This window comes from Sinorhizobium sp. CCBAU 05631, from assembly GCF_002288505.1.
Taxonomy (GTDB): Bacteria; Pseudomonadota; Alphaproteobacteria; order Rhizobiales; family Rhizobiaceae; genus Sinorhizobium; species Sinorhizobium fredii_C.
Window position 1 is genome coordinate 1,230,893 of sequence record NZ_CP023063.1, and the last position, 22,320, is coordinate 1,253,212.

At 62.4% G+C, this 22,320-nt stretch carries 16 protein-coding genes; 15 read left to right on the forward strand and 1 reads right to left on the reverse strand.

Annotation, left to right across the window (positions count from 1 at the left end; all coding sequences use genetic code 11):
* Window positions 1-71 precede the first annotated feature (71 nt).
* From bamA to lpxB, 6 genes are read left to right on the forward strand one after another with little or no spacing between them, the layout of a single operon-like run.
* The gene (gene bamA / locus SS05631_RS06005; protein WP_037422998.1) at window positions 72-2,405 is read left to right on the forward strand and encodes an outer membrane protein assembly factor BamA; all 2,334 of its coding nucleotides are present in this window, start codon (window positions 72-74) and stop codon (window positions 2,403-2,405) included.
* A 43-nt stretch (window positions 2,406-2,448) separates the two neighbouring features.
* On the forward strand, window positions 2,449-3,513 hold the full coding sequence (lpxD, locus tag SS05631_RS06010) for a UDP-3-O-(3-hydroxymyristoyl)glucosamine N-acyltransferase (protein WP_037422995.1): 1,065 nt from the start codon (window positions 2,449-2,451) through the stop codon (window positions 3,511-3,513).
* The gene (gene fabZ, locus SS05631_RS06015; RefSeq protein ID WP_012707899.1) at window positions 3,506-3,970 is read left to right on the forward strand and encodes a 3-hydroxyacyl-ACP dehydratase FabZ; all 465 of its coding nucleotides are present in this window, start codon (window positions 3,506-3,508) and stop codon (window positions 3,968-3,970) included. Before lpxD ends, fabZ begins: the two co-directional genes overlap by 8 nt.
* Window positions 3,967-4,785, forward strand: a complete 819-nt coding sequence (lpxA, locus tag SS05631_RS06020; protein ID WP_037422992.1) for an acyl-ACP--UDP-N-acetylglucosamine O-acyltransferase — start codon at window positions 3,967-3,969, stop codon at window positions 4,783-4,785. Before fabZ ends, lpxA begins: the two co-directional genes overlap by 4 nt.
* 5 nt (window positions 4,786-4,790) lie before the next feature.
* On the forward strand, window positions 4,791-5,672 hold the full coding sequence (locus tag SS05631_RS06025) for an LpxI family protein (RefSeq protein ID WP_037422989.1): 882 nt from the start codon (window positions 4,791-4,793) through the stop codon (window positions 5,670-5,672).
* Complete coding sequence (gene lpxB / locus SS05631_RS06030; RefSeq protein WP_037422984.1) at window positions 5,669-6,853, forward strand: lipid-A-disaccharide synthase; 1,185 nt, start codon at window positions 5,669-5,671, stop codon at window positions 6,851-6,853. The genes SS05631_RS06025 and lpxB overlap by 4 nt, the downstream gene beginning before the upstream one ends.
* Before the next feature lie 28 nt (window positions 6,854-6,881).
* Here lpxB and gltA read toward each other — a convergent pair whose 3' ends face one another.
* Window positions 6,882-8,171, reverse strand: coding sequence for a citrate synthase (gene gltA / locus SS05631_RS06035; protein WP_037422981.1), 1,290 nt, complete (start codon window positions 8,169-8,171; stop codon window positions 6,882-6,884).
* A gap of 316 nt (window positions 8,172-8,487) precedes the next feature.
* Here gltA and SS05631_RS06040 point away from each other — a divergent pair, with 316 nt between their 5' ends.
* The 9 genes from SS05631_RS06040 (at window position 8,488) to exoR (ending at window position 22,163) form a co-directional block, all read left to right on the forward strand.
* Window positions 8,488-10,938 (forward strand): ComEC/Rec2 family competence protein, encoded by a 2,451-nt coding sequence (locus tag SS05631_RS06040; protein ID WP_037422978.1) that lies wholly within the window; start codon window positions 8,488-8,490, stop codon window positions 10,936-10,938.
* 208 nt (window positions 10,939-11,146) lie between these two features.
* A complete protein-coding gene (exbB, locus tag SS05631_RS06045) occupies window positions 11,147-12,115 on the forward strand; it encodes a tonB-system energizer ExbB (protein ID WP_037422976.1) in 969 nt (322 codons plus the stop codon).
* Window positions 12,116-12,121: 6 nt separating this feature from the next.
* Window positions 12,122-12,547 carry a TonB system transport protein ExbD gene (exbD, locus tag SS05631_RS06050; RefSeq protein ID WP_037422973.1) on the forward strand — a complete coding sequence of 142 codons (426 nt, stop codon included), beginning with the start codon at window positions 12,122-12,124 and terminating at the stop codon, window positions 12,545-12,547.
* A gap of 215 nt (window positions 12,548-12,762) precedes the next feature.
* Window positions 12,763-13,422, forward strand: a complete 660-nt coding sequence (locus SS05631_RS06055; RefSeq protein WP_037422970.1) for a protein-L-isoaspartate O-methyltransferase — start codon at window positions 12,763-12,765, stop codon at window positions 13,420-13,422.
* A 281-nt stretch (window positions 13,423-13,703) separates the two neighbouring features.
* Window positions 13,704-15,077, forward strand: a complete 1,374-nt coding sequence (gene tolC, locus SS05631_RS06060) for an outer membrane channel protein TolC (protein ID WP_037422967.1) — start codon at window positions 13,704-13,706, stop codon at window positions 15,075-15,077.
* 266 nt (window positions 15,078-15,343) lie between these two features.
* On the forward strand, window positions 15,344-16,168 hold the full coding sequence (locus tag SS05631_RS06065) for a PopZ family protein (RefSeq protein ID WP_037422964.1): 825 nt from the start codon (window positions 15,344-15,346) through the stop codon (window positions 16,166-16,168).
* A 204-nt stretch (window positions 16,169-16,372) separates the two neighbouring features.
* Window positions 16,373-19,213 (forward strand): valine--tRNA ligase, encoded by a 2,841-nt coding sequence (locus tag SS05631_RS06070; protein ID WP_037422961.1) that lies wholly within the window; start codon window positions 16,373-16,375, stop codon window positions 19,211-19,213.
* A gap of 439 nt (window positions 19,214-19,652) precedes the next feature.
* Entirely contained in the window at window positions 19,653-20,912 is a 1,260-nt protein-coding gene (locus SS05631_RS06075; protein WP_037422958.1) for an OmpP1/FadL family transporter, read from the forward strand.
* A gap of 447 nt (window positions 20,913-21,359) precedes the next feature.
* Window positions 21,360-22,163 (forward strand): exopolysaccharide production regulator ExoR, encoded by an 804-nt coding sequence (gene exoR, locus SS05631_RS06080; RefSeq protein WP_037422955.1) that lies wholly within the window; start codon window positions 21,360-21,362, stop codon window positions 22,161-22,163.
* The last annotated feature ends 157 nt before the right edge of the window (window positions 22,164-22,320 follow it).

The following is a 22,320-nucleotide window of genomic DNA, read 5'->3' on the forward strand; positions in this document are numbered from 1 at the left end:
GGTAAAACGGCAACCGTGACCGGAGTCGGTACGAAATTGCCGCGGGACGTTGGAAAAAGGTAAGAATTGCAATGAAAGCTGGTTCAAGGTTTTTGAACGCGGTGTCGGCGTTTGCGCTGTCGGCAAGCATGGTTGCGACAGGAACCGGTGCGGCACTGGTTGCGAGCGCGTCGGTCGCCCAGGCCGCGGTCATCAATCGTGTTGAAGTCCGTGGCGCCACGCGCGTCAGCCCGGAAACCGTTCGCGCGAACATTACGATCGTCCCCGGCAAGAGCTTCAGCAATGCGGATATCGACGCTTCGGTGAAGCGGCTCTACGCAACCGGCTATTTCTCCGACGTTAGCATCAGCATCTCCGGCGGCACGCTCGTCGTGAATGTCAGCGAGAATCAGCTCGTCAACCAGGTCGTCTTCAACGGCAACCGCAAGATCAAGGACGACAAGCTGCAGGGCGTGGTTCGCACGCAGCCGCTCGGTCCCTACAGCGAGGCGACCGTCGAAACTGATATCCAGGCCATCAAGGATGCCTATGCCGCCATCGGCCGCAGCGACGTGACGGTGACGACGCAGGTCGTGCCGATCGCCGAAGGCCGCGTCAACCTTGCCTTCGTCATCAACGAGGGCGAGCGCACCAAGATCACGCAGATCAATTTCGTCGGCAACGAGGCCTACAGCGACGGCCGCCTGCAGTCGGTGATTGCCACCAAGGAATCCGGGATCTTCTCGTTCCTGACGCGCAAGGACGTCTACAACCCCGACAAGCTGCGTGCCGACGAAGAGCTGCTGCGGCAATTCTACTACAATCGCGGTTATGCCGACTTCAACATCATCTCGTCCGAAGCAACGCTCAACGAGGCGACCAACGAATATACGGTGACGATCACTGTCGAAGAAGGTCCGCGCTACGACTTCGGTGCCATCAACGTCGAGTCGACGGTTGAGGGCATCAATGCCGAGGAGCTGAAAGGCCTCGTGCAGAGCCATGAAGGCTCCGTCTACAAGGCCAAGGACATCCAGGACACGATGAGCGCGATCTCCAAGCGTGTCGCCTCGGCGGGCTATCCGTTCGCCCGCGTGACGCCGCGCGGCAATCGCGATCTCGCCAATCACACGATTGCCGTCGACTATCTCGTCGACCAGGGTGAGCGCGCCTATGTCGAGCGCATCGAGATCCGCGGCAATACGCGTACGCGCGACTACGTCATCCGCCGCGAATTCGATGTCGGCGAAGGCGACGCCTTCAACCAGGAAATGATCGCCCGCGCCAAGCGCCGGCTCGAGGCCCTCGGCTACTTCTCGTCGGTCAACATCACCACCCAGCCGGGCAGTGCGGCTGACCGCGTCATCGTCGTCGTCGACGTGCAGGACCAGTCGACCGGTTCGTTCGGCATCGGCGCCGGCTATGCCGCCGGCAGCGGCGGCGGCTTCCTCGTCGAAGCCTCGATCGAAGAGAAGAACTTCCTCGGACGCGGTCAATATATCCGTCTGGCCGCCGGCAAGGGCGAAGACAGCCAGACCTACAATGTCTCGTTCACCGAGCCTTACTTCCTCGGCTATCGCCTGGCCGCAGGTTTTGACCTCTTCAAGAACGAGCACGACTACGACGACGACAACTACAGCTACAACGATCAGGGCTTCAGCCTGCGCGTCACCGCGCCGATCACCGAGAACCTGTCGACGACGCTGCGTTACAACTACACGGAGCTCGAATATTTCGGCGATCAGGACGAGCTGTCGTCGCCCTATGACCGCGTGGTCGAGGACAGCCCGTGGACACGTTCGTCGGTATCGCAGTCGGTCACCTACAACACGCTGGACGATGCGCAGTTGCCGCACGAGGGTATCCTCGCCTCGGTGACGCAGGAGTTCGCCGGCCTCGGCGGCACGTCCGACTTCTACAAGCTCACGGGTAAGGCCAAGTGGTACTACACGGTGAACGACGAGGCGGACATCATCGCTTCACTCGCCGGCAGCGCCGGGCACCTCTTCAAGACCTCCGGCTCGATGGAAGTCTTCGACCAGTTCCAGCTGGGCAGCAACGACATCCGCGGCTTCGAACGCAATGGCATCGGTCCGCGCGTCAACAATGGCGACGCGCTCGGCGGCACCACCTATTTCACCGCCTCGGCCGAAGCCTCGTTCCCGCTGCCGGGCATTCCGCGTGACAGCGGCTTCCGTGGCGCCTTCTTCGTCGATGCCGGTACGCTCTATGGCAACGATGTGGAACTGACGGGTGCGGGCGAGTTCGCCCGCGGTACGGACGCCTCGCTGCGCGCTTCCGTCGGCGTCAGCCTGATCTGGGCTTCGCCGTTCGGACCGCTGCGTGTCGACTACGCAGTGCCGGTTGCAAAGGAAGACTTCGACGAGATCCAGAACTTCAAGTTTGGTATCAACTCGTCGTTCTGATAAGTGCAGTCCAGAACTGCCACGAAAACGTTCTGGAGTGTCCATGGAACAGAACTGGTTTTTTCCGCCCCATCAAGGGATTCGTCTGGGTGACCTCGCGGATCGGCTTGGGGCGGAACTCTCTGATGCCGGCGCGGCCGATCGCACCATCCATACGGTGGCACCGGTCTATCGCGCCAAGTCCGGCGACATTTGCTACATGCTGTCGCGCAAGAGCCGGGATGAATTGGAGAGCTGCCAGGCTTCCGCGATCATCTGCGACAAGGCCGTCGCCGCGATCGTTCCGAACCATATTCCCATTCTCCTGACCCAGAAGCCGCATACGGCCTTCGCGCTCGCCGGCGCGTTGCTGCATGGCGAGGCGCTGCGTCCGTCGTACAACACCAGCGGGCAGGGCATTGCGCCCGGCGCCTTCGTCGATCCGACGGCGCGCCTCGAGCCCGGAGTCGAGATAGAACCGATGGCGGTCGTTGGTGCCGGCGCGGAGATCGGCAGCGGCACCCGGATCGCCGCCGGTGCGGTCATCGGCCCTCATGTCCGGATCGGCAGGGATTGCACGATCTCGGCCGGCGCCAGCATCCTCTGTGCGCTGATCGGCAACAATGTCATCATTCATCCCGGCGCGCGCATCGGTCAGGACGGCTTCGGCTATGCACCTGGTCCGAAGGGCGGGATGATCAAGATCGTTCAGGTCGGCCGCGTGATCATCCAGGACCATGTGGAGATCGGAGCCAATACGACGGTCGATCGGGGCACGATGGACGACACGGTGATCGGCGAGGGCACGAAGATCGATAATCTCGTGCAGATCGGTCACAACGTCCGCATCGGCCGCTACTGCGGCATCGTCAGCCAGGTCGGCATCGCCGGCAGCACACGAATCGGCGACGGCGTAATGATCGGCGGCAATGCCGGCGTCAACGGACATATCACTATTGGAGATGGAGCACAGATCGCCGCGATGAGCGGTGTGGCGAGCGACGTTCCGGCGGGTGAGCGATACGGCGGAATTCCGGCGCGGCCGATGCGCGACTTCCTGCGGGAGATCGCGGAAATCGCCATGCGCTCAAGCGAAAGGCATAAGAAAAAGGGTGGCAAGGATGAATGACGCTGCGACAGTTCTCGGCACGGCAGACCTTCAGGAGATCCTCAGACTTCTTCCCCACCGCTATCCGTTCCTGCTCGTCGACCGCATCATCGAGATCGATGACGACAATTCGGCGATAGGCATCAAGAACGTGACGGCGAACGAGCCGCATTTCACCGGCCATTTCCCGGAAAAGCCGATCATGCCGGGCGTGCTGCTGATCGAGGGCATGGCCCAGACGGCGGGTGCCATCTGCGCCCGCAAAACGGGCATCGGCAGCAATCTCGTCTACTTCATGACGATCGACAACGCGCGCTTCCGCAAGCCCGTGGTGCCGGGCGACCGTGTCGAGTTCCATGTCACCAAGCAGAAGCAGCGGGGCAATATCTGGAAGTTTCACTGTGACGCAAAAGTTGACGGGCAACTTGTAGCGGAAGCTGATATCGGCGCGATGATTGTCAGCAAGGAAGACGCCTGAACATGATTGCATCAAGTGCCAAGATCCACCCGGCGTCCGTTGTCGAAGACGGCGCGGTGATCGGCGAGAACGTCAAGGTCGGCCCGTTTTGCCATATCGGGCCGAACGCCGTTCTAGGCGACGATATCGAACTCCTGAGCCATGTGGTCGTGATCGGGCGCACGACGATCGGCAAGGGCACGAAGATCTTCCCCGGGGCGGTCATCGGCGGTGATTCCCAGAGCGTGCATCACAGCGCCGTGGATACGACTCTCGTAATCGGCGAGAACTGCACGATCCGCGAAGGCGTAACGATGAATACCGGCACCGTCGAACACGGCGGGACGACCATCGTCGGCAACAACAACCTGTTCCTCGCCTATTCGCATGTGGCGCATGACTGCCGGCTCGGGAACAACATCATCCTGTCGAACAACGTGATGCTTGCCGGTCATGTGACCGTCGAGGATCGCGCCATTCTCGGCGGCGGCTCGGCCGTTCATCAGTTCACCCGGGTCGGCAAGCAGGCCTTTATCGGCGGGCTGTCGGCCGTCAGCTACGACGTCATTCCCTATGGCATGCTCAACGGCAACCCGGGCGTGCTGAGCGGCCTCAACGTCGTCGGCATGACGCGCGCCGGCATCGATCGCCCGGTCATCCATGCGGTGCGCCGCTGCTACAAGCAGATCTTCGAGGGACCGGAATCGATCCGCGCCAACGCGGCTGCGATTCGCGGCGAATATCTCGACTGCCCGCCGGCTTTGGAGATTCTCGATTTCATCGTTGCGGAAAGCGACCGCGCACTTTCATCGCCCAATCGCGGCGGTAAGGGTTGAGGGCCATGGCCGCGTCGCACCTGCCGCGCAGCAGCGGCAGGCTTGCCATCATTGCCGGCGCCGGTGCGCTTCCCCACCATGTTGCAGAGGCGGCCCGCAGGCAGGGCGAAGATCCGTTCGTCATAGCGCTTTCGCGAGAGGCGGATGGCGACTGGAGCGGCTTCGACCACGCGACGCTGGCCATCGGCGACTTCGCCGCGATCAGCAAAGCCTTTGCGGCGGAGGGGATCGATCGGGTCGTGCTGTCCGGATCGGTCCAAAGGCGGCCAGATTGGCGCGACATCCGGCCGACGCTGAAAACGCTCGCAAAAGTACCGAGTGTCCTGAGGACGCTGGTATCCGGCGGCGATGATGCCGTGCTGCGCATGGCGATGGATCTTATCGAGGCAAGCGGCGCCCGAGTGATCGGCGCGCACGAGGTGGTTCCCGATCTGCTTGCCAATGCCGGCCCCATCGGAGAACACGCGCCGGCGGACGAGGATCGGCGCGACATCGAGGCGGGGATTGCCGCCGCCAACGCGCTCGGAGCGCTTGACGTCGGGCAGGGCGCCGTCGCCGTCGGGGGCAGGGTGGTGGCCCTGGAGGGCGCCGAAGGAACGGACGCAATGCTGGCGCGGGTCGCCGAACTCAAGGCCGATGGCCGCCTATCGAGCCGCCGTCGCGGCGTTCTCGTCAAGCTCTGCAAACCGCAGCAGGACGAACGGGCCGATCTCCCGTCGATCGGGCCCTCGACCGTGGCAGGCGCCGCCGCCGCGGGGCTCGCCGGCATAGCGGTCGAGGCCGGGCGTGCACTGGTCCTCGAACGGTCGACCGTTATCGAGACGGCGAACCGCCGCGGCCTCTTCGTTCTTGGAATCGAGCGCGACGCCCGGGAGCGGGCGCGATGAACGGCCGGAAATATCGGCTGGCGGTGATAGCCGGGGAGGTTTCCGGAGATCTGCTCGGCGCCGATCTGGTGCGGACGCTCAAGGGGCGGATGGGCGCGCCGATCGAACTCGTCGGCGTCGGCGGCGATGCGCTGGAGGCCGAGGGACTTGTCTCGCTGTTCGACTACAGCGAACTGTCGATCATGGGCTTCTCGCAGGTCCTGGCGCGTCTGCCGAAGCTTCTTTTGCGCATCAGGCAAACGGCCCGCGCCATCGTGGCGGCGCGCCCGGATGCGCTCGTCATCATCGACAGCCCCGATTTTACCCATCGCGTCGCGCGGCAGGTGCGCGACGCAAAGCCGGACATGCCGATCATCGACTATGTCTGTCCGAGCGTCTGGGCCTGGAAGCCCGAGCGGGCGCCCCGGATGCTCGGCTATGTCGACCATGTGCTTGCCGTGCTTCCCTTCGAGCCGGCGGTGATGGCGACGCTCGGCGGCCCGCCGACCAGCTATGTCGGCCACCGGCTGGCGTCGGACGCCAACCTGCTCGCGGTTCGGGAACACCGGCGTCAGAGGCTGCAAACGGGGCGGGTGCAAGGGGGCAAGACCTGCCTGCTGCTTCCGGGATCGCGCGCGAGCGAAATCAGCCGCCTGCTGCCGGTTTTCGCGGAGGCCGTTGCGGAGATTGCTGCACGCAACCCGGGCACGCGTTTCCTGCTGCCGACCGTCCCGCGCCAGGAACATCGCGTGCGGGAATTGACCGCATCCTGGAAAATCCAGCCGGAAATAACCGTTGATCCGGAAATGAAGTGGCGGGCATTCGGCGAGGCGGACGCGGCAATCGCGGCGTCAGGCACGGTCATCCTCGAATTGGCGCTCGCGGGTGTCCCGGTCGTTTCGACCTATCGTGCGGACTGGCTCGTCACGCTCCTCCATGAAAAGATCCGGATATGGACGGCGGCACTGCCGAACCTCATCGCAGACTTTCCGATTGTTCCCGAATATTTCAACAATGCCATTCGGCCAGGGACACTGACGCGCTGGTTCGAGAGGCTATCGAGCGACACGCCGCAGCGCGCTGCGATGCTCGATGGCTTCGCTCTCGTGCAGCAGCGCATGGCGACCGACAGCCCTCCGGGCGAGAAAGCGGCGGAAATCGTCATGAACTTTCTCCAAAAGAAAAAGCCCGGCCAGTCCTGACCGGGCTTTTCGCTTCGAGGTGGGCGCTTCAACGCTTGGAGATCGGCACGTAGTCGCGCAGCGGCGCGCCGATATAGAGCTGACGCGGACGCCCGATGCGCTGTTCCGGATCCTCGATCATCTCGTTCCACTGGGCGATCCACCCAACGGTGCGGGCAAGCGCGAAGAGCACCGTGAACATCGTGGTGGGGAAACCCAGCGCCTTCAGCGTGATGCCGGAATAGAAGTCGATGTTCGGATAGAGCTTCTTTTCAATGAAGTACTCGTCCGTCAGCGCGATGCGCTCGAGTTCCATCGCGACTTCCAGGAGCGGATCGTCCTTGTGGCCGAGCTCGGCGAGCACCTCATGGGTCGTCTTCTGCATGATCTTGGCGCGCGGATCATAGTTCTTGTAGACGCGGTGGCCGAAGCCCATCAGGCGGAACGGATCGTTCTTGTCCTTCGCCTTGGCGATATATTCCGGGATACGGTCGACCGAGCCGATCTCGGCGAGCATGTTGAGGGCCGCTTCGTTGGCGCCGCCGTGCGCGGGACCCCAGAGGCAGGCAATGCCGGCGGCGATGCAGGCGAACGGGTTTGCGCCCGACGAGCCGGCGAGACGCACGGTCGAGGTCGAGGCGTTCTGCTCGTGGTCGGCGTGCAGGATGAAGATGCGATCCATCGCCCGCGACAGGACAGGGTTCACCACATATTCCTCGCAGGGCACGGCAAAGCACATGCGCAGGAAGTTCGAGGCGTAGTCGAGGTCGTTCTTCGGGTAAACGAAGGGCTGGCCGATGTGGTACTTGTAGGCCATTGCCGCAATCGTCGGCATCTTGGCGATCATGCGCAGCGACGCGACCATGCGCTGATGCGGGTCGGTGATGTCGGTGGAGTCGTGATAGAAGGCCGACAAAGCGCCGACGCAGCCGCACATGACGGCCATCGGGTGAGCGTCGCGGCGGAAGCCGGTGAAGAACCGCGACATCTGTTCGTGAATCATCGTGTGATGCGTCACGCGATAGTCGAAGTCGTCCTTCTGCGCCTTCGTCGGCAGTTCGCCGTACAGAAGAAGATAGCAGACTTCCAGGAAGTCGCCGTGATCGGCCAACTGTTCGATCGGGTAGCCGCGATGCAGCAGCACGCCCTCGTCGCCGTCGATATAGGTGATCTTGGATTCACACGATGCCGTTGACGTGAAGCCAGGGTCGTAGGTAAACATCTTGGTCTGCTTGTAAAGCGAGCCGATATCCACCACGTCCGGGCCGATCGATCCCGATCTCACTGGCAGGTCCGCTGCTTTTCCATCGATTGAGATTGTCGCGCTTGTTCCTGACATGGGACCCTCCGTCTTTTGGCGCTGTGGCACGTCGTCCTGGCCACCAAATTAAGCGTTGCGAATTTGCTATATGATTTACTTTCGACTGCCAAGCTGTACGAAAGGCAAATTGTGCGATGCGAAAATGTGCATATGGCGGCGCAACAATCGCATGGTATGGCAATATATCCGCAAAGATCAATGATCGCTAATCTCACGGTTCAGGCAGGTCAGTTCAGATCTGCCTATTTTTTCGGCAGATAGTCTTGCGATTGCAATAAGGTTCCTTTGGTTGCAGGATCGGTGCGGGCGGCCAGAGGGGGCAGAGCAGGGCGAAATGCGGGAGGGGGAGGGACCGGCAGTGATGCGCGACGCGGAGCGCGGCGCATGGAGCCTGTCAGCCGCCGACTTGGTCGTCGATACTCGCGAAAACCCGCAGATCAAGGCGCACACAGCTCCCCTCGCAAGGCTCGATCGCCGCTCTTCTGTCAGCCCCTTTCGTTTTCCAGCAGCCGCCGTTGCTGGTTCTCTGCGCGCGATGCTGCGCGAGGAAGACGATTTCGGCCATGGCTTTGCGTTGGTTCCGGTGCTTCTGGCGCTCGGGGCGCTTATCTGGTTTTCGCTGCCGGAGAACGTCGGACTTGCCAAACTCGCACCGCTGCTTTGCGTTTTCGGCATATCTACATTGCTATGCCGGGGGAAACTGCGTGCGTGGCGGCCGCTCCTGCTCGCGCCAGCAATCCTTGTCGCTGGCATGCTGCTTGCGGTGATCGAAACGCGCCGTGTCGACACGATCGTCCTTGATGGCCCGGTGACGACGAACCTGCGCGGCACCGTGCTCTCGCGCGAGCCGGACGACAAGGGGCGGTGGCGCTACCTGGTCGAGATCGTCGGCACCTCCGAGCCGAAGCTCCGCAGGCCGCCCGGGCAGGCGACGCTGGTGGCCCGCAGTCGCCACGAGCCCTTCGCCATCGGCGCGGCCATCGAAGGCAAGGTTCGTCTCTCGCCGCCGTCCGGACCGGCGCTGCCGGGCCTCAACGATTTCGCCTTCGGTGCCTATTTCAAGGGCGTGGGCGCCGTCGGCTTTTTCTACGGTGCGCCGCGCAGGCCGGCGGACGGCAACGGCGATCTGTCGCTCTCGTTGCAGATGGACGCCCGCCTTGCGGCTTTGCGCGAAGGGGTGGGCAATCGGATTCGGGCGGCAATCGGCGGCGACACCGGCGCCATCGCTGCCGCATTGGTGACCGGCGAGGAGCGTGCCATCAGCCGGGAAACGGTCGAGACGCTGCGGGCCGCCGGCCTTTCCCACGTCCTGGCGATTTCCGGGCTCAATATGGTGCTGGCGGCGGGCACCTTTCTCATCGGTGCACGAACCCTGCTGAGCCTGGTTCCCGGCCTGGCGGCGAAGCGCCCGATCAAGAAATACGCGGCCACAGGCGCGCTCACCATGGTCTTCCTTTATATTCTGATTTCCGGCGGTGCAGTGTCGGCGCTCAGATCCTGGATCATGATCTCGATCATGCTTGTCGCCGTTCTTTTCGACCGAGTCTCGATCAGCCTGCGCAATGTCGCGCTTGCCGCTCTGATCATCATTGCGTGGTCGCCCTCGGCCGTTGCCGGTCCCGGTTTTCAGATGTCCTTTGCCGCGACGCTGGCGCTCGTGGCCGGCTACGCTCGCTGGCGCGACCATCGGCTGCGGAATGCAGAGGAAAGGAGCTCTCGGCGGAGCCTCGGCCAGGTTTCCGGTCCCGTCGTGGCCACGGTCGCGACGTCGCTCATCGGCGGGTTGGCCACTGCCGTCTATGCAGCAGCGCATTTCCAGCGGTTGCCCGCCTACGGACTGCTCGCCAATGTCCTGACGACACCGCTGATCGGCATTCTCATCATGCCCTTCGGACTCTTCGCTATGCTTCTCATGCCCTTCGGGCTCGAATATTACCCCTTGGTGGTCATGGGGCAGGGGCTGGATTGGATGCTTGCGGTCGCGCACTATGTGGCGACACTCGACGGTGAGTGGGTCACTGGCCGCATCGGCCTCACAGGGTTCTTCCTGCTCGCATTCGGCGGCGTATTGCTCTGCGTGCTCAGAACCCGGCTCGCTTTCGCCGGCGCGGCGCTGATCGTCATGGGCGGGTTGTCCGTGGCACTGGAACGCCAGGCAGAACTGCCCTCGATTGCGATCTCCGAAGACGGACAACTCGTCGGCCTGATCACCGGCGAGGCGATCGCCACCAACAAGGCGCGGCCACCCGAGTTCATCTTCTCGCAATGGCAACGGGCACTTGCCCTCGAAAGCCATATTGCCCCGGTCAACGCGTCCGCCGCAGGCCGCCTCTCCAAGGAGGGCGTCGACCGCCGAGCGCGGACCGTGCTAGGCCCTCAGCCTGCCGGCAGAATGGCGAGTGGGGACGCGGTGTCTTATCTGGTTGCGGCCAAGCGGGGCGCATTTACTTGTCGCAAGGGCGAGTGGTGCGTCGGTGTAAGCAGGGAAGGCTGGACAATTGCCGTGGTTGAAGCGCCGGACGCCTTTGCAGACCTGTGCGGCCGCGTCGACCTAGTGGTGGCCGCAACGAGGCGGGCGTTGCCGGCCTGTTCGTCGGGCAAGACGCTGCTCGTGACAGGCAGAACCTTGCGGCAGACCGGCGCGATCGAGGTTTATGCCGACGCGGCGCAGCCTCAGCGCATGCGCGTCGTGAGGTCGTTTCCATCGACGCAGAGACCGTGGGAGCAGCACCGCCGCTATGATTGGCGCCGCGACAGTTTTTCCTCCGAAGCGCCTGCATTCTAGATCCTGAGCCCAAGAGACGAGGGTCTGCAGCGCCGTTTGGCGTTGCCTCTCGATTATTCATGATTATCTTACTCCAGTATTCTTGTCATCCGGACCGGCATTGCGTAAAAGACCGTGCCGGCGAGGAATCCTGGCGCCTTCGGCCAGCGACCTCGATTGCCCGAAGCGCCGACGTCGATCGGAAGCGCACGAAATAGTGAGGAACGAGATGTCGAATCGGAGCCGGCCGACCCAGACCATGTTACTGGCGGCGACACTTGCCATTTTCCTGTCCGGCCCATGCATGGGCGTAGCCCAGACAGCACCATCGGCGCCGGTCGGGGAGCAGACCGTTGCCCCGCTGCCGGAAGAGGCTGGAAGCAGCCCGGTCCCCGTAACCACGCCAGCGCCGGCCGAAGGTGACGCGGTCGCCGCCGGAGGCGCGCCAAATCTTCCGCACGACCTGTCGCCGGTCGGTATGTTCCTCGCCGCTGACGTGGTCGTCAAAAGCGTGATGATCGCGCTTGCCCTGGCCTCGGTGGCGACTTGGGCGATTTTCTTCGTGAAGACCCTGGAACTGGCCTTTGCGAAGGCGCGGATGAACCGCGCGGTTCGGGCGTTGACGGCCGCAAACGGTCTGGCAGAGCTGAAGCTTGACCGCAAGGCAGGTGCGGCGGGCGAAATGATCGCCGCCGCCGTCGATGAGATGTCCCGTTCCGAAGCGGTCCTGGATCAAGCGCCGGCGGCAGGCGTCAAGGAGCGCGTCGCCTCGCTGCTCTCCCGCATCGAAATCCGCGCCGGCAAGAGGATGAGCGCAGGCACCGGCGTTCTGGCTTCGATCGGCTCTGTCGGTCCTTTCGTGGGTCTGTTCGGCACGGTCTGGGGGATCATGAATTCCTTCATCGGCATCAGCAAGGCGCAGACGACCAATCTGGCAATTGTCGCGCCAGGCATCGCCGAAGCTCTGCTGGCGACCGCCATCGGGCTTGTCGCTGCCATTCCGGCAGTGGTGATCTACAACTACTTCGCCCGCTCGGTCGGCGGATACAAGCTCATCATGGCGGATGCCGCCGCCGCGGTGGAACGGCTGGTGAGCCGCGATCTCGATCACCGCCACATCCGCAGGCCGCAGCCGCAGCCGCGCCGGCAGGACGGCTACGGCCATGGTGCCGATGCGTCGATTGCCAGGATCGGGTGAGCGGACATGGCGGGACGGATATCCGAAGGCAGCGGCGACCTCGACGAGAACAGCGAGATCAACGTCACACCGTTCATCGACGTGATGCTGGTTCTCCTGATCATTTTCATGGTGGCTGCGCCGCTGGCGACGGTCGACATGAAGGTAGACTTGCCGCAATCGGTCGCCACGCCGACGCCGCGTGACGACAAGCCGGTGTTCGTGACCTTGAAGGCGGATCTCTCGCTGGCGATCGGCAATGAGGAGACGGCACGTGACGCCTTCGTCGCGGAGCTCGATCGAATCGCCAATGGAAACAGGGAAACCCGCGTTCTGCTTCGCGCCGACCGGCTCGTCGACTATGGCGAGCTCATGAGCGTCATGACCCTTATACAGGGAGCAGGCTACGGGAAGATCGCCCTTGTCGGGCTCGAGGCCGCTCCCGGCCGTTGACGATCCCCGTCGCACTGAACACGCCAACCAATCGCATTCGAGCCGTCGGCCGTCGCGCCGGCGGCTTTCCTTTTTGCGGGCCGAATGCCGCGGTCGCTTGAAACCGGCGGTGCGGCGAATTATGAGCTTAGGCAAGAGGCTCTCACGCAGCCTGGCTAGATCGCGCGGGGTTCCGGGATGGCGGCGCCGCGCCCATTCGCACACGAGGCAGTATCATGAACTTCGAAGCAGCGCGCATTAAGATGGTGGACAATCAGATCCGGACGACGGATGTGACCTCCCATTCGGTTCTGACTGCCTTCCTCTCCGTGCCGCGCGAGGAATTCGTGCCGGCGAAGATGAAGGAACTCGCCTATATCGACACGGATATCGAGCTCGTCGGCGGCGCCACCCCGCGCTACCTCATGGAGCCGTCTCCGCTGGCAAAGCTGCTGCAGCTCGCCCAGATCACCAAAGCCGACAAGGTGCTCGAGATCGGTTCCGGGACGGGCTATGCTTCCTCGCTGCTGTCGCTGATCGCCGGCTCGGTCGTGGCGCTGGAGAGCGACGAGGCGTTGGCGGCCGCAGCGACTGAGACGCTGGCGCGGCTCGGCTATGGCAGTGTCAAGGTCGTGGGCGGCGATCTTAACAAGGGGTATGCTGCCGAAGCGCCCTATGACGTGATCTTCATCAATGGTGCGGTCGAAACGATTCCCGCTTCCCTTTTTGAGCAGCTTCGCGACGGCGGCCGACTGGTCGCCGTGGAAGGGTTTGGTAACGCATCGCGTGCGAAACTCTATGTGCGAGAATCGGGCAGGACTTCCGAGCGATCCGATTTCAATACGTCCGTAAAGCCGCTGCCCGGGTTCAATCGCGAGCGGTCCTTTATTTTCTGAGGTGCCACTTATTGAGGCATCTCAGCACGCGTCTTTTTGGCTGAAATCTGCAATGTTGCCAATCGGCAACGTATCATGTGTTTCTTTTTGAAATGCCCCCCTCGCATGCAGTGTACGGTTGTCGTAAGGTCGAATCCGGGGTTCAAAGTGGAACGACGTGGTGATTTGCCCGCCGAGGGGCGGCAGGGCGGATTGCCGCATGGGGATTGAACAGGCCGCCCGTGGGGATTTGGTCTGCTGGAAATTGCCGGGTGCGTGCCGCCCGGCTGAACGGAGGGAAGATGGTGTCGATTGTCCGCAAAGCAGCCTTGTGGGCGGCTGTCTCGACCAGTGTATTGCTTGCGCCGCACGCCGTTCTCGCTGAGACGATCTTCGGGGCAATGGCCAAGGCCTATGCGAACAATCCGGATCTCAATGCCGCTCGCGCCGGCCTCAGGGCCACGGATGAGGGCGTTCCGATCGCCAAGTCCGGTTATCGCCCGCAGGTTTCTGCCTCTGCAACCGGGACGCTGACGCGCGTCGATCAGGAGCGAACCGGGACCCGTGATTTCCATGACGGGCAGGTCGGCATCTCGATCACTCAGACGATCTTCGACGGATTTCAGACCTTGAACAACGTCAGGGCGGCGCAGTCGGACGTCTTCTCCGGGCGGGAGACGCTGAAGGCCAACGAGATCCAGATTCTCCTGTCGGCTGCCCAGTCCTACGCGAATATCGCCCGCGACCAGCAGATCGTCTCCATCCGCCGTCAGAACCTCGCCTTCCTCCGCGAACAGTTGAATGCCGCCCAGGCCCGCCTTGACGTGGGCGAGGGCACGCGGACCGACGTCAGCCAGGCGGAGGCCGAACTTGCCAACGCGCAGTCGCTGCTCGTCGCCGCGATTGCCCAATTGAAGCAGAGCGAAGCGGTCTATGTGCAGATCGTCGGCGCCGCCCCGACGGGTATCCGCCAGCCCGGTCCTGCAACGAAGGGCATGCCGCGGTCTCTGGATCAGGCGGTTGCCACCGGCCTGCGGGAGAACCCGCAGATCCTTGCAGCGCAGTATAATGTCGATTCGGCTGGTTTCCAGGTGAAATCGGCCGAGGGCACGATGCTGCCAGGCGTCGTCCTCCAGGGATCAGTCACGCGCAACACCGGCAATTCCGGCGCGAGCGGACTCGACGACACCACCGCGAGTGTCACCGCCCGCCTTGAGGTGCCGATCTACCAGGGTGGCGCTGAATACGGCCAGATTCGCCAGGCGAAGGAAATTCTCGGCCAGCAGCGCATCCTCGTCGATTCCGCGCGCGCCTCGGTGCAGCAGACGGTTGTCTCCGCCCATGCGCAGCTCGAATCCGCGCTTGCCCGGATCACCGCCAGCAGGTCGCAGATCTCGGCCGCGAATCTCGCTTTGGAAGGTGTCATCGAAGAACGCAAGGTCGGCCAGCGCACCACGCTCGACGTGCTCGATGCGCAGCAGGACGTTCTGGATGCGCAGGAATCGCTTGCCGCCGCCCAGCGCGATGCCGTCGTGGCAAGCTACGCCCTGCTTGCTGCCATGGGCAAGTTGACCGTCGCCGTTCAAGGCCTGCAAGTCGCCGAATATCGCCCCGAACAGCACTATGAAGCCGTCAAGGACAAGTGGTTCGGCCTGCGTACCGTAGACGGACGCTAAAGTCTCCGCCGCATCGTTCTCCTTGAGCCGCCCTCGGTTCAAGGAGAGGGCTGATGTTGCAAAGTAGTATGGCGCGCCGTGGGCTACCATCGGCGCGTTATTTGCTTTCGTAGCCTTGGCACCTCCTTCAAAAAACAAATCTGTGCAAGAATTTCCTCAGCTGATTCGCGACATTTGTTTCGTTCGCGAACTCACATAAGGTTCGTTCGAAATCGGCACGCGGACCGCTTCTGAGACGCGCCTGTCCGCAGCAAACGAGGATTGAAATGGCACAGCTCAATGTCGCACGAGAACCTTCGATGGATGAGATCCTGGCATCCATTCGCAAGATCATCGAGAACAACGAGCCTGGTCTGGCCGGCGCCTCTGTACCGCAAACCTTCGAGGACGGCCCGGACGACGAGATCGAGCTGACGATCGACTCCGAAATCGATGCTGCGGCATTCGCTTCGTCCGAACACCACCTCCCGTCGCGCATCTCCCTGTCGGACGCCGAGCCGGCCAATGGCGGCGCGGGGACGGCAACGGCATCCGCTTCGTCGCCCCTTTCGCTTGCCGACGTCGCCGCGCGCGTGCGTGCGGCCTCCGAACGGCATGCGTCGCATTACGCTGCCAAGGAGTCCCCGATCCCCGAGCAGCCCAGTCTGGCAGAAAGAAGTCCGCCGGAAAAATCGGCAGTGGACAGCCCGCTGATCACATCACGGATGGCGGGTGTGTCGTTTTCGAAAGCGCCCTCGGCCGCTACCGAGCAGCTGCCCGAAAGCGCGTCGCCGCACAGCCTTGCCGAAGAGCCCGTGGCGATGGCGGCCGTCCCGCCGGCGCCGGCCCACTCCTCCGCTCCGGAGGTGGCCCAGAGAGGCGACAAGGAGGCCGGGGCGATCGTATCGCCCTCCGTCGGCCGACAGGTGGCGCGTGCTTTTGAAGATCTGGCCCACGCGGTGGACCACGGACCGCGGCGGTCTTTCGACGAGATCGCCGAGGCGATGCTCCGGCCAATGCTGCAGGAATGGCTCGACGACAATTTGCCGACGCTGGTCGAGCGATTGGTGCGCGAGGAGATCGAACGGGTCGCGCGCGGTCCCCGGCGCTAAAACCGTTGCGGAGCGCCTAGGAGGCGACGGAACCGCTTCTGCGCCTTCCGGTGCATCGAGCCGTTTCAGAAAAGCTGCTGGCGGACATCCTTGAGTTGACAGGTCAAAGCCGTGATCGTCGCGGCTTTTTCCCCGTTTGTGTTGACTTGGACGGGCCGTTCCGGTTTACAAACCCTGACATCACTCTCGAAAATCGGTCAAAGAATGCTCGACAAGACCTACGATTCTGCATCCGTCGATCCGCGTATCGCCAAGACGTGGGACGATGAAAACGCGTTTCGTGCCGGCGCCGGCGCAAAGCCGGACTCCGAAACCTTCTGCATCGTGATTCCGCCGCCGAACGTCACCGGCTCCCTGCACATGGGCCATGCGCTCAACAATACGCTCCAGGACATCATGGTCCGCTTCGAGCGCATGCGCGGCAAGGATGTCCTCTGGCAGCCGGGCATGGACCATGCCGGCATTGCCACGCAGATGGTCGTCGAGCGGAAGCTGATGGAGAGCCAACAGCATCGTCGGCAGATGGGACGTGAGGCCTTCATCGACAAGGTCTGGGAATGGAAAGCCGAATCTGGCGGATTGATTTTCAATCAGCTGAAGCGGCTCGGCGCCTCCTGCGACTGGTCGCGCGAGCGTTTCACCATGGACGAGGGACTCTCCGAAGCTGTCCTCGAAGTCTTCGTGACGCTCTATAAGGAGGGCCTCATATACCGAGATAAGCGGTTGGTGAATTGGGACCCGAAGTTGTTGACGGCGATTTCGGATCTCGAAGTCGAGCAGCATGAGGTCAACGGCCATCTCTGGTATCTGCGTTACCCGCTGGAACCTGGCGTGACCTATGAGTACCCGGTCGCGTTTGACGATGACGGAAGGGCCACCGAGTGGGAAACGAGGGACTACCTGGTCGTGGCGACCACGCGGCCGGAGACGATGCTCGGCGATAGCGGTGTCGCGGTCAATCCCGACGACGCCCGCTACAAATCGCTGATCGGCAAGCACGTGATCCTGCCCATCGTCGGACGCCGCATCCCGATCGTCGCCGACAGCTATGCCGATCCGACGGCCGGCACGGGTGCCGTGAAGATCACGCCTGCGCATGATTTCAACGATTTCGATGTCGGCAGGCGCGCGGGACTTCGAGCGATCAACATCATGACCGTAGAAGGTCGGATCACCATCAAGAACAACGAGGACTTTCTCGAGGGCCTCGATGAACCGGCGGCCCTGCATGGCGCCTGGGATCAACTCGAGGGTAAGGACCGGTTCGAGGCTCGAGGCATCATAGTTCGGATCTTCGAGGAGGCTGGGCTGCTCGACAAGATCGAGCCGCACAAGCACATGGTTCCCCACGGCGACCGCGGCGGCGTGCCGATCGAGCCGCGCCTTACCGAACAATGGTATGTCGACGCAAAGACGCTGGCCAAGCCGGCCATAGCCTCGGTCAGGGAAGGCCGCACGAGCTTCGTCCCGAAGAACTGGGAGAAGACCTATTTCGAGTGGATGGAGAACATCCAGCCCTGGTGCATCTCGCGTCAGCTCTGGTGGGGCCACCAGATCCCCGCCTGGTACGGTCCGGACGGCCAGGTTTTCGTCGAGAAGACCGAGGAAGAGGCGCTGCACGCGGCGATTCAGCATTACATCGCGCATGAAGGACCTATGAAGGCCTATGTCGAGGACCTGCTCGAAAACTTCAAACCGGGCGAAATCCTGACGCGCGACGAGGATGTGCTCGACACCTGGTTCTCGTCCGCCCTCTGGCCCTTCTCGACGCTCGGCTGGCCGAGTGAGACGCCGGAGCTCGAAAAATACTATCAGACCGACGTCCTGGTCACCGGCTTCGACATCATCTTCTTCTGGGTCGCTCGGATGATGATGATGGGCCTGCATTTCATGAAGGACGCCGACGGCACGCCGGTCGAGCCGTTCCACACCGTCTATGTCCACGCGCTGGTTCGCGACAAGAACGGGCAGAAGATGTCGAAGTCGAAGGGCAACGTCATCGACCCGCTCGAACTGATCGACGAGTACGGCGCCGATGCGCTGCGCTTCACGCTGGCGATCATGGCGGCCCAGGGGCGCGACGTGAAGCTCGATCCGGCCCGCATCGCCGGCTATCGCAACTTCGGCACCAAGCTCTGGAACGCCACGCGGTTTGCCGAGATGAATGGCGCGACGAGCAGCGAGGGCTTCATCCCGGAAGCCGCCTCGCTGACGGTTAACCGCTGGATTCTGACCGAACTTTCGCGCACGATTCGCGATGTCACCGAGGCGATCGAGGGATATCGCTTCAATGACGCGGCGGGAAGTCTCTACCGCTTCATATGGAACCAGTTCTGCGACTGGTACCTCGAACTTTTGAAGCCGGTCTTCGGCGGCGAGGACGAGACAGCCAAGCGCGAATCGCAGGCCTGCGTCGCCTACGTTCTGGACGAGACCTACAAGCTCTTGCATCCGTTCATGCCCTTCATGACGGAGGAGCTCTGGCAAAAGACCGGCGGTCCGGGGCGCGATCGCGCGACGCTGCTCTGCCACGCCGAATGGCCGGCGGCCTTCTACGCGGACGATCTCGCCGCGGACGAAATCAATTGGCTGATCGATCTCGTCTCCGGCATTCGTTCGGTCCGGGCGGAAATGAACGTCCCGCCGGCCGCGATGGCACCGCTGGTCGTCGTCGGCGCCAAGGGTTTGACGAGCGAGCGGCTCGACCGGCACGGCCCGGCGATCAAGCGGTTGGCGCGGGTGGAGAGCATCGAGCACGCGGCGGTGGCGCCGCGTGGCAGCGCACAGATCGTGATCGGCGAGGCGACGGCCTGCCTGCCGCTCGGCAGCCTCGTCGATCTGGCGGCAGAAAAATTGCGCCTCGAGAAGGCAGTTGCCAAGGTCGAGTCCGAGCGCGAGAGGATCCTCGGCAAGTTGGCCAACGAAAAATTCGTCGCCAACGCGAAGCCGGAATTGGTCGAAGCGGAGCGGGAACGCTTGGCCGAACTCAACCTGCAGAAGGACTCGCTCGGCGTTGCACTAAGCCGCGTGTCGGAAGCGGGTTAATCCAGTTCAAGCTTGGATATGAGAGTCCGCGGCAGAAATGCAGCGGACTTTTTCGTATCGAGGCAACTTCGAATCAGTTTCCCCGTTGGTCGATCAAGCTCCGAATTACACGCGTGGGTTTTGTCGCGGCGTTTTCCCGCGGACAGCCGGCGGGTTGTTTTGCAAAAAGCAATGTTGTTGTCGTGACGTCACACATTGCTGGATTGTTGGAAAAAACTTCTAATATGAGCGAAGACCATACTGGTGGAGAGTAATAATTTTTTTGTTCCTCGGAATATGGCCGAATCATGAAATTCTTACGTAAATTTGATGACTGAATTCGTCGGCTTTAGCCCTCCGACCGCGAATTGCCAATCACGGCATCGTGACGAATAGTCAGCCCAAGTGCGGCGGCGCGAGGTCAAACGCCGCATTGATTGAAATGCAGGGGAGGAGCTGAATGGCTCGAAATAAACTGAAGAAGAGCATTCTCGCAGCGGTCGCCGGAGTGCTCGTCGCGTCGGCTGCGCAGGCTGGGGGGCTCGAGCGCAGCGGTTACAATATCGATCTCTTGTTCGATCCATCGGATTACGCGGCGGAAGCGACGGCGACTTACGTCAGTCCGCAGCGAGAGTTGAAGAACGTTGTTGATACGGACACAACAACTGGTTTTCCTCCGCCCGGGACCGGCTTCGGCGGCGGTGACCTTAACTCTCGTCCGAATACCGCTGACGACACAGAGGGGTATTGGGCGCCCCGCATTGGTGTAAAGGCTGCCTTGGGTGACAGTATTGACTGTATGGCGGACTACTCGCAGCCTTGGGGCGCTCACACCAATCCGGGCCAGAACTGGGCCGGCGCTAACAGCAACATCGAAACAAAAGTCGAAAGTGATAACTACGCCGCGACCTGCTCCTACAAATGGGATATGGGCCCCGGGTTTGTCCGTGTTATCGGGGGTACCTTCTACCAAGAGGTCGGCGGCTTCAAAGAACGGCTCGTGCAGGACTTCACTGGCACTGGGGTGCCTTTCTCGGGCGTCGGCAGGCTGGACCTCGAGGGCGACGGTTGGGGCTGGCGAACGGGCGTCGCCTATGAAATCCCGGAATACGCGATGCGAGCAAGCCTCGTGTACAACAGCGCCGTCGATCTCGACAATCTTGCTGGCACCATCGACCTCCGCAATGTCCGCGGTCCTGCCGCTGTAAACTTCTATGAAGTATCCGGCTTCGCGTCCATGCCGGACTCGTTGGAACTGAAGGTCCAGTCGGGTATCGCTCCTGGCTGGCTGGCATTCGGCTCGGTCAAATGGACGGATTGGAGCCAGTTGCAGGTGCTGGAATTCTGCCCTGCCGGAGGCGGCACGCTTGCGCAACCGTGCACCACACTGGACCTCCTGTATCGCGATGGTTGGACAGTTACCGGCGGCATTGGTCATAAGTTCAACGATCAGTGGAGCGGCGCGGTCAGCCTCACCTGGGATCGCGGCACGAGCCACGGCTATGGTGCGCAGACTGACACCTGGACGGTTGGCACGGGGGTAACGTACGCTCCGACGGAAAATGTTGAACTTCGCCTCGCTGGTGTCGTCGGGATCATGACGAGCGGTAGCTCGGGGGAGGTAACCTATCAAGGTGAAACGATTGGCGACGACGTCTCCTACGATTTCGACAACGACTTCGTCGGCGCGATCTCCACATCGCTAAAAGTCAGGTTCTGATCTCCATCGATCAGCGTCTCAAGGCCCGGTTCTGCCGGGCCTTTCTTTTGTGAGAAGCGATCACTTCGGCCACTGCTTATAAGCAATCGCGAATGTGACGATTCAGCAACACATTTATTACTATGCTTTGCTAGTATCCGCCCCGTGTCGAATATGTCCATTTCCCGCCACAAAATGGGAGCAGCGATAATAGCGACAAACGTGCGAGTGCTGTGTTTGCGTTTGAGGTGAACTGAGTTTGTGTGCCGCCATGACATCCCTTAGCAATTGGCGCTTGGCGCGTGGTCGAGCCGATATCGATCGCGACGGCGCTGACGCGCGTGGCAACCGAACGAGCCGTCGGGCGTTGATACGGCAGAACGCTCAAGCGGCACGGGGCCGGGAAATGGTCGATGTGCCTGGTGATTGGGTCGGCGTAGCCGGCTGGGACGGAAGAAGCTGATTGTGATGCGCGCGGGTGAACTAAAGTCGCTGAAAATGGCGGTGCTGGGCATGTCCCTGGCGGTTGGCGCTACCGCTGCAGGGCCGGCGCGAGCCTTCGATCCGTCCGCGGGCGTGACAAAGGAATCGGGTCCGTTCGCGCTCTTCAAGTTCGGCTTCTCCGCCTATAAGAGCGGTCGCAAGGACGAGGCGGTGGAAGCCTACCGCTATGCCGCCGAGAAGGGCCATACGGGGTCGCGCTGGGCGCTTGCCAACATGTATGCCTATGGCGACGGGGTCGCGGAAAACGATCTCGAAGCGTTCAAGATCTACAGCGAGATCGCCCAACAGGGCGTCGAGCCCGGTTCCGAGGATACCGGCTATTTCGTCAACGCCCTGATCGCGCTTGCCGGCTATTACCGGCGCGGTATTCCGGACAGCCCGGTCCAGGCGGACCTGCCGCAGGCGCGGCAGCTCTATTTCCAGGCGGCATCGACCTTCGGCATCGCCGAGGCGCAGTTCCAGCTGGCGAGGATGCTGCTTTCGGGCGAGGGCGGCACCGTCAATGTTCAGCAGGCCAAGAAATGGCTGAACCGGGCGCGCAAGAACGGCCATGCCGGCGCCATGGGGGTCTTTGGAAACGTCATCTTCCAGGAAGGCCAGACGGTGCGCGGCCTCGCCTATATGACGGCGGCGCTCGACCAGTGTTCGCCGAAGGACAGGCCGTGGCTCCAGTCCATGCAGGAGCAGGCGTTCTCGCTTGCGACCGAGGACGACCGCCGCGTCGCGATCGCCATGGCCCAGAACATGCATCCGCAGGCCGACGAATAGGCGGGCCGGACCGGACCTGTAGTTCCAGCTGTCGCATGCCTTCTTAGATCGCAGGATCCAGCAGCGGCGCGTCCGCGGCGCGGAAGAGACTTTTTCAGCCCAAAGACTTGGGCTGGCTGGATTCCTGTGACAAGCACAGGAATGAGGCTTCGGACGG

Excerpts from the sequence above, each read along its gene's own strand:
- SS05631_RS06075 (WP_037422958.1), top strand. The coding sequence starts at position 19,653 with ATGGCTCGAAATAAACTGAAGAAGAGCATTCTCGCAGCGGTCGCCGGA.
- SS05631_RS06025 (WP_037422989.1), top strand. The coding sequence starts at position 4,791 with ATGGCCGCGTCGCACCTGCCGCGCAGCAGCGGCAGGCTTGCCATCATT.
- exoR (WP_037422955.1), top strand. The coding sequence starts at position 21,360 with ATGCGCGCGGGTGAACTAAAGTCGCTGAAAATGGCGGTGCTGGGCATG.
- SS05631_RS06070 (WP_037422961.1), top strand. The coding sequence starts at position 16,373 with ATGCTCGACAAGACCTACGATTCTGCATCCGTCGATCCGCGTATCGCC.
- lpxB (WP_037422984.1), top strand. The coding sequence starts at position 5,669 with ATGAACGGCCGGAAATATCGGCTGGCGGTGATAGCCGGGGAGGTTTCC.
- exbB (WP_037422976.1), top strand. The coding sequence starts at position 11,147 with ATGTCGAATCGGAGCCGGCCGACCCAGACCATGTTACTGGCGGCGACA.
- SS05631_RS06055 (WP_037422970.1), top strand. The coding sequence starts at position 12,763 with ATGAACTTCGAAGCAGCGCGCATTAAGATGGTGGACAATCAGATCCGG.
- SS05631_RS06065 (WP_037422964.1), top strand. The coding sequence starts at position 15,344 with ATGGCACAGCTCAATGTCGCACGAGAACCTTCGATGGATGAGATCCTG.
- lpxD (WP_037422995.1), top strand. The coding sequence starts at position 2,449 with ATGGAACAGAACTGGTTTTTTCCGCCCCATCAAGGGATTCGTCTGGGT.
- bamA (WP_037422998.1), top strand. The coding sequence starts at position 72 with ATGAAAGCTGGTTCAAGGTTTTTGAACGCGGTGTCGGCGTTTGCGCTG.
- fabZ (WP_012707899.1), top strand. The coding sequence starts at position 3,506 with ATGAATGACGCTGCGACAGTTCTCGGCACGGCAGACCTTCAGGAGATC.
- SS05631_RS06040 (WP_037422978.1), top strand. The coding sequence starts at position 8,488 with ATGCGGGAGGGGGAGGGACCGGCAGTGATGCGCGACGCGGAGCGCGGC.
- exbD (WP_037422973.1), top strand. The coding sequence starts at position 12,122 with ATGGCGGGACGGATATCCGAAGGCAGCGGCGACCTCGACGAGAACAGC.
- gltA (WP_037422981.1), bottom strand. The coding sequence starts at position 8,171 with ATGTCAGGAACAAGCGCGACAATCTCAATCGATGGAAAAGCAGCGGAC.
- tolC (WP_037422967.1), top strand. The coding sequence starts at position 13,704 with ATGGTGTCGATTGTCCGCAAAGCAGCCTTGTGGGCGGCTGTCTCGACC.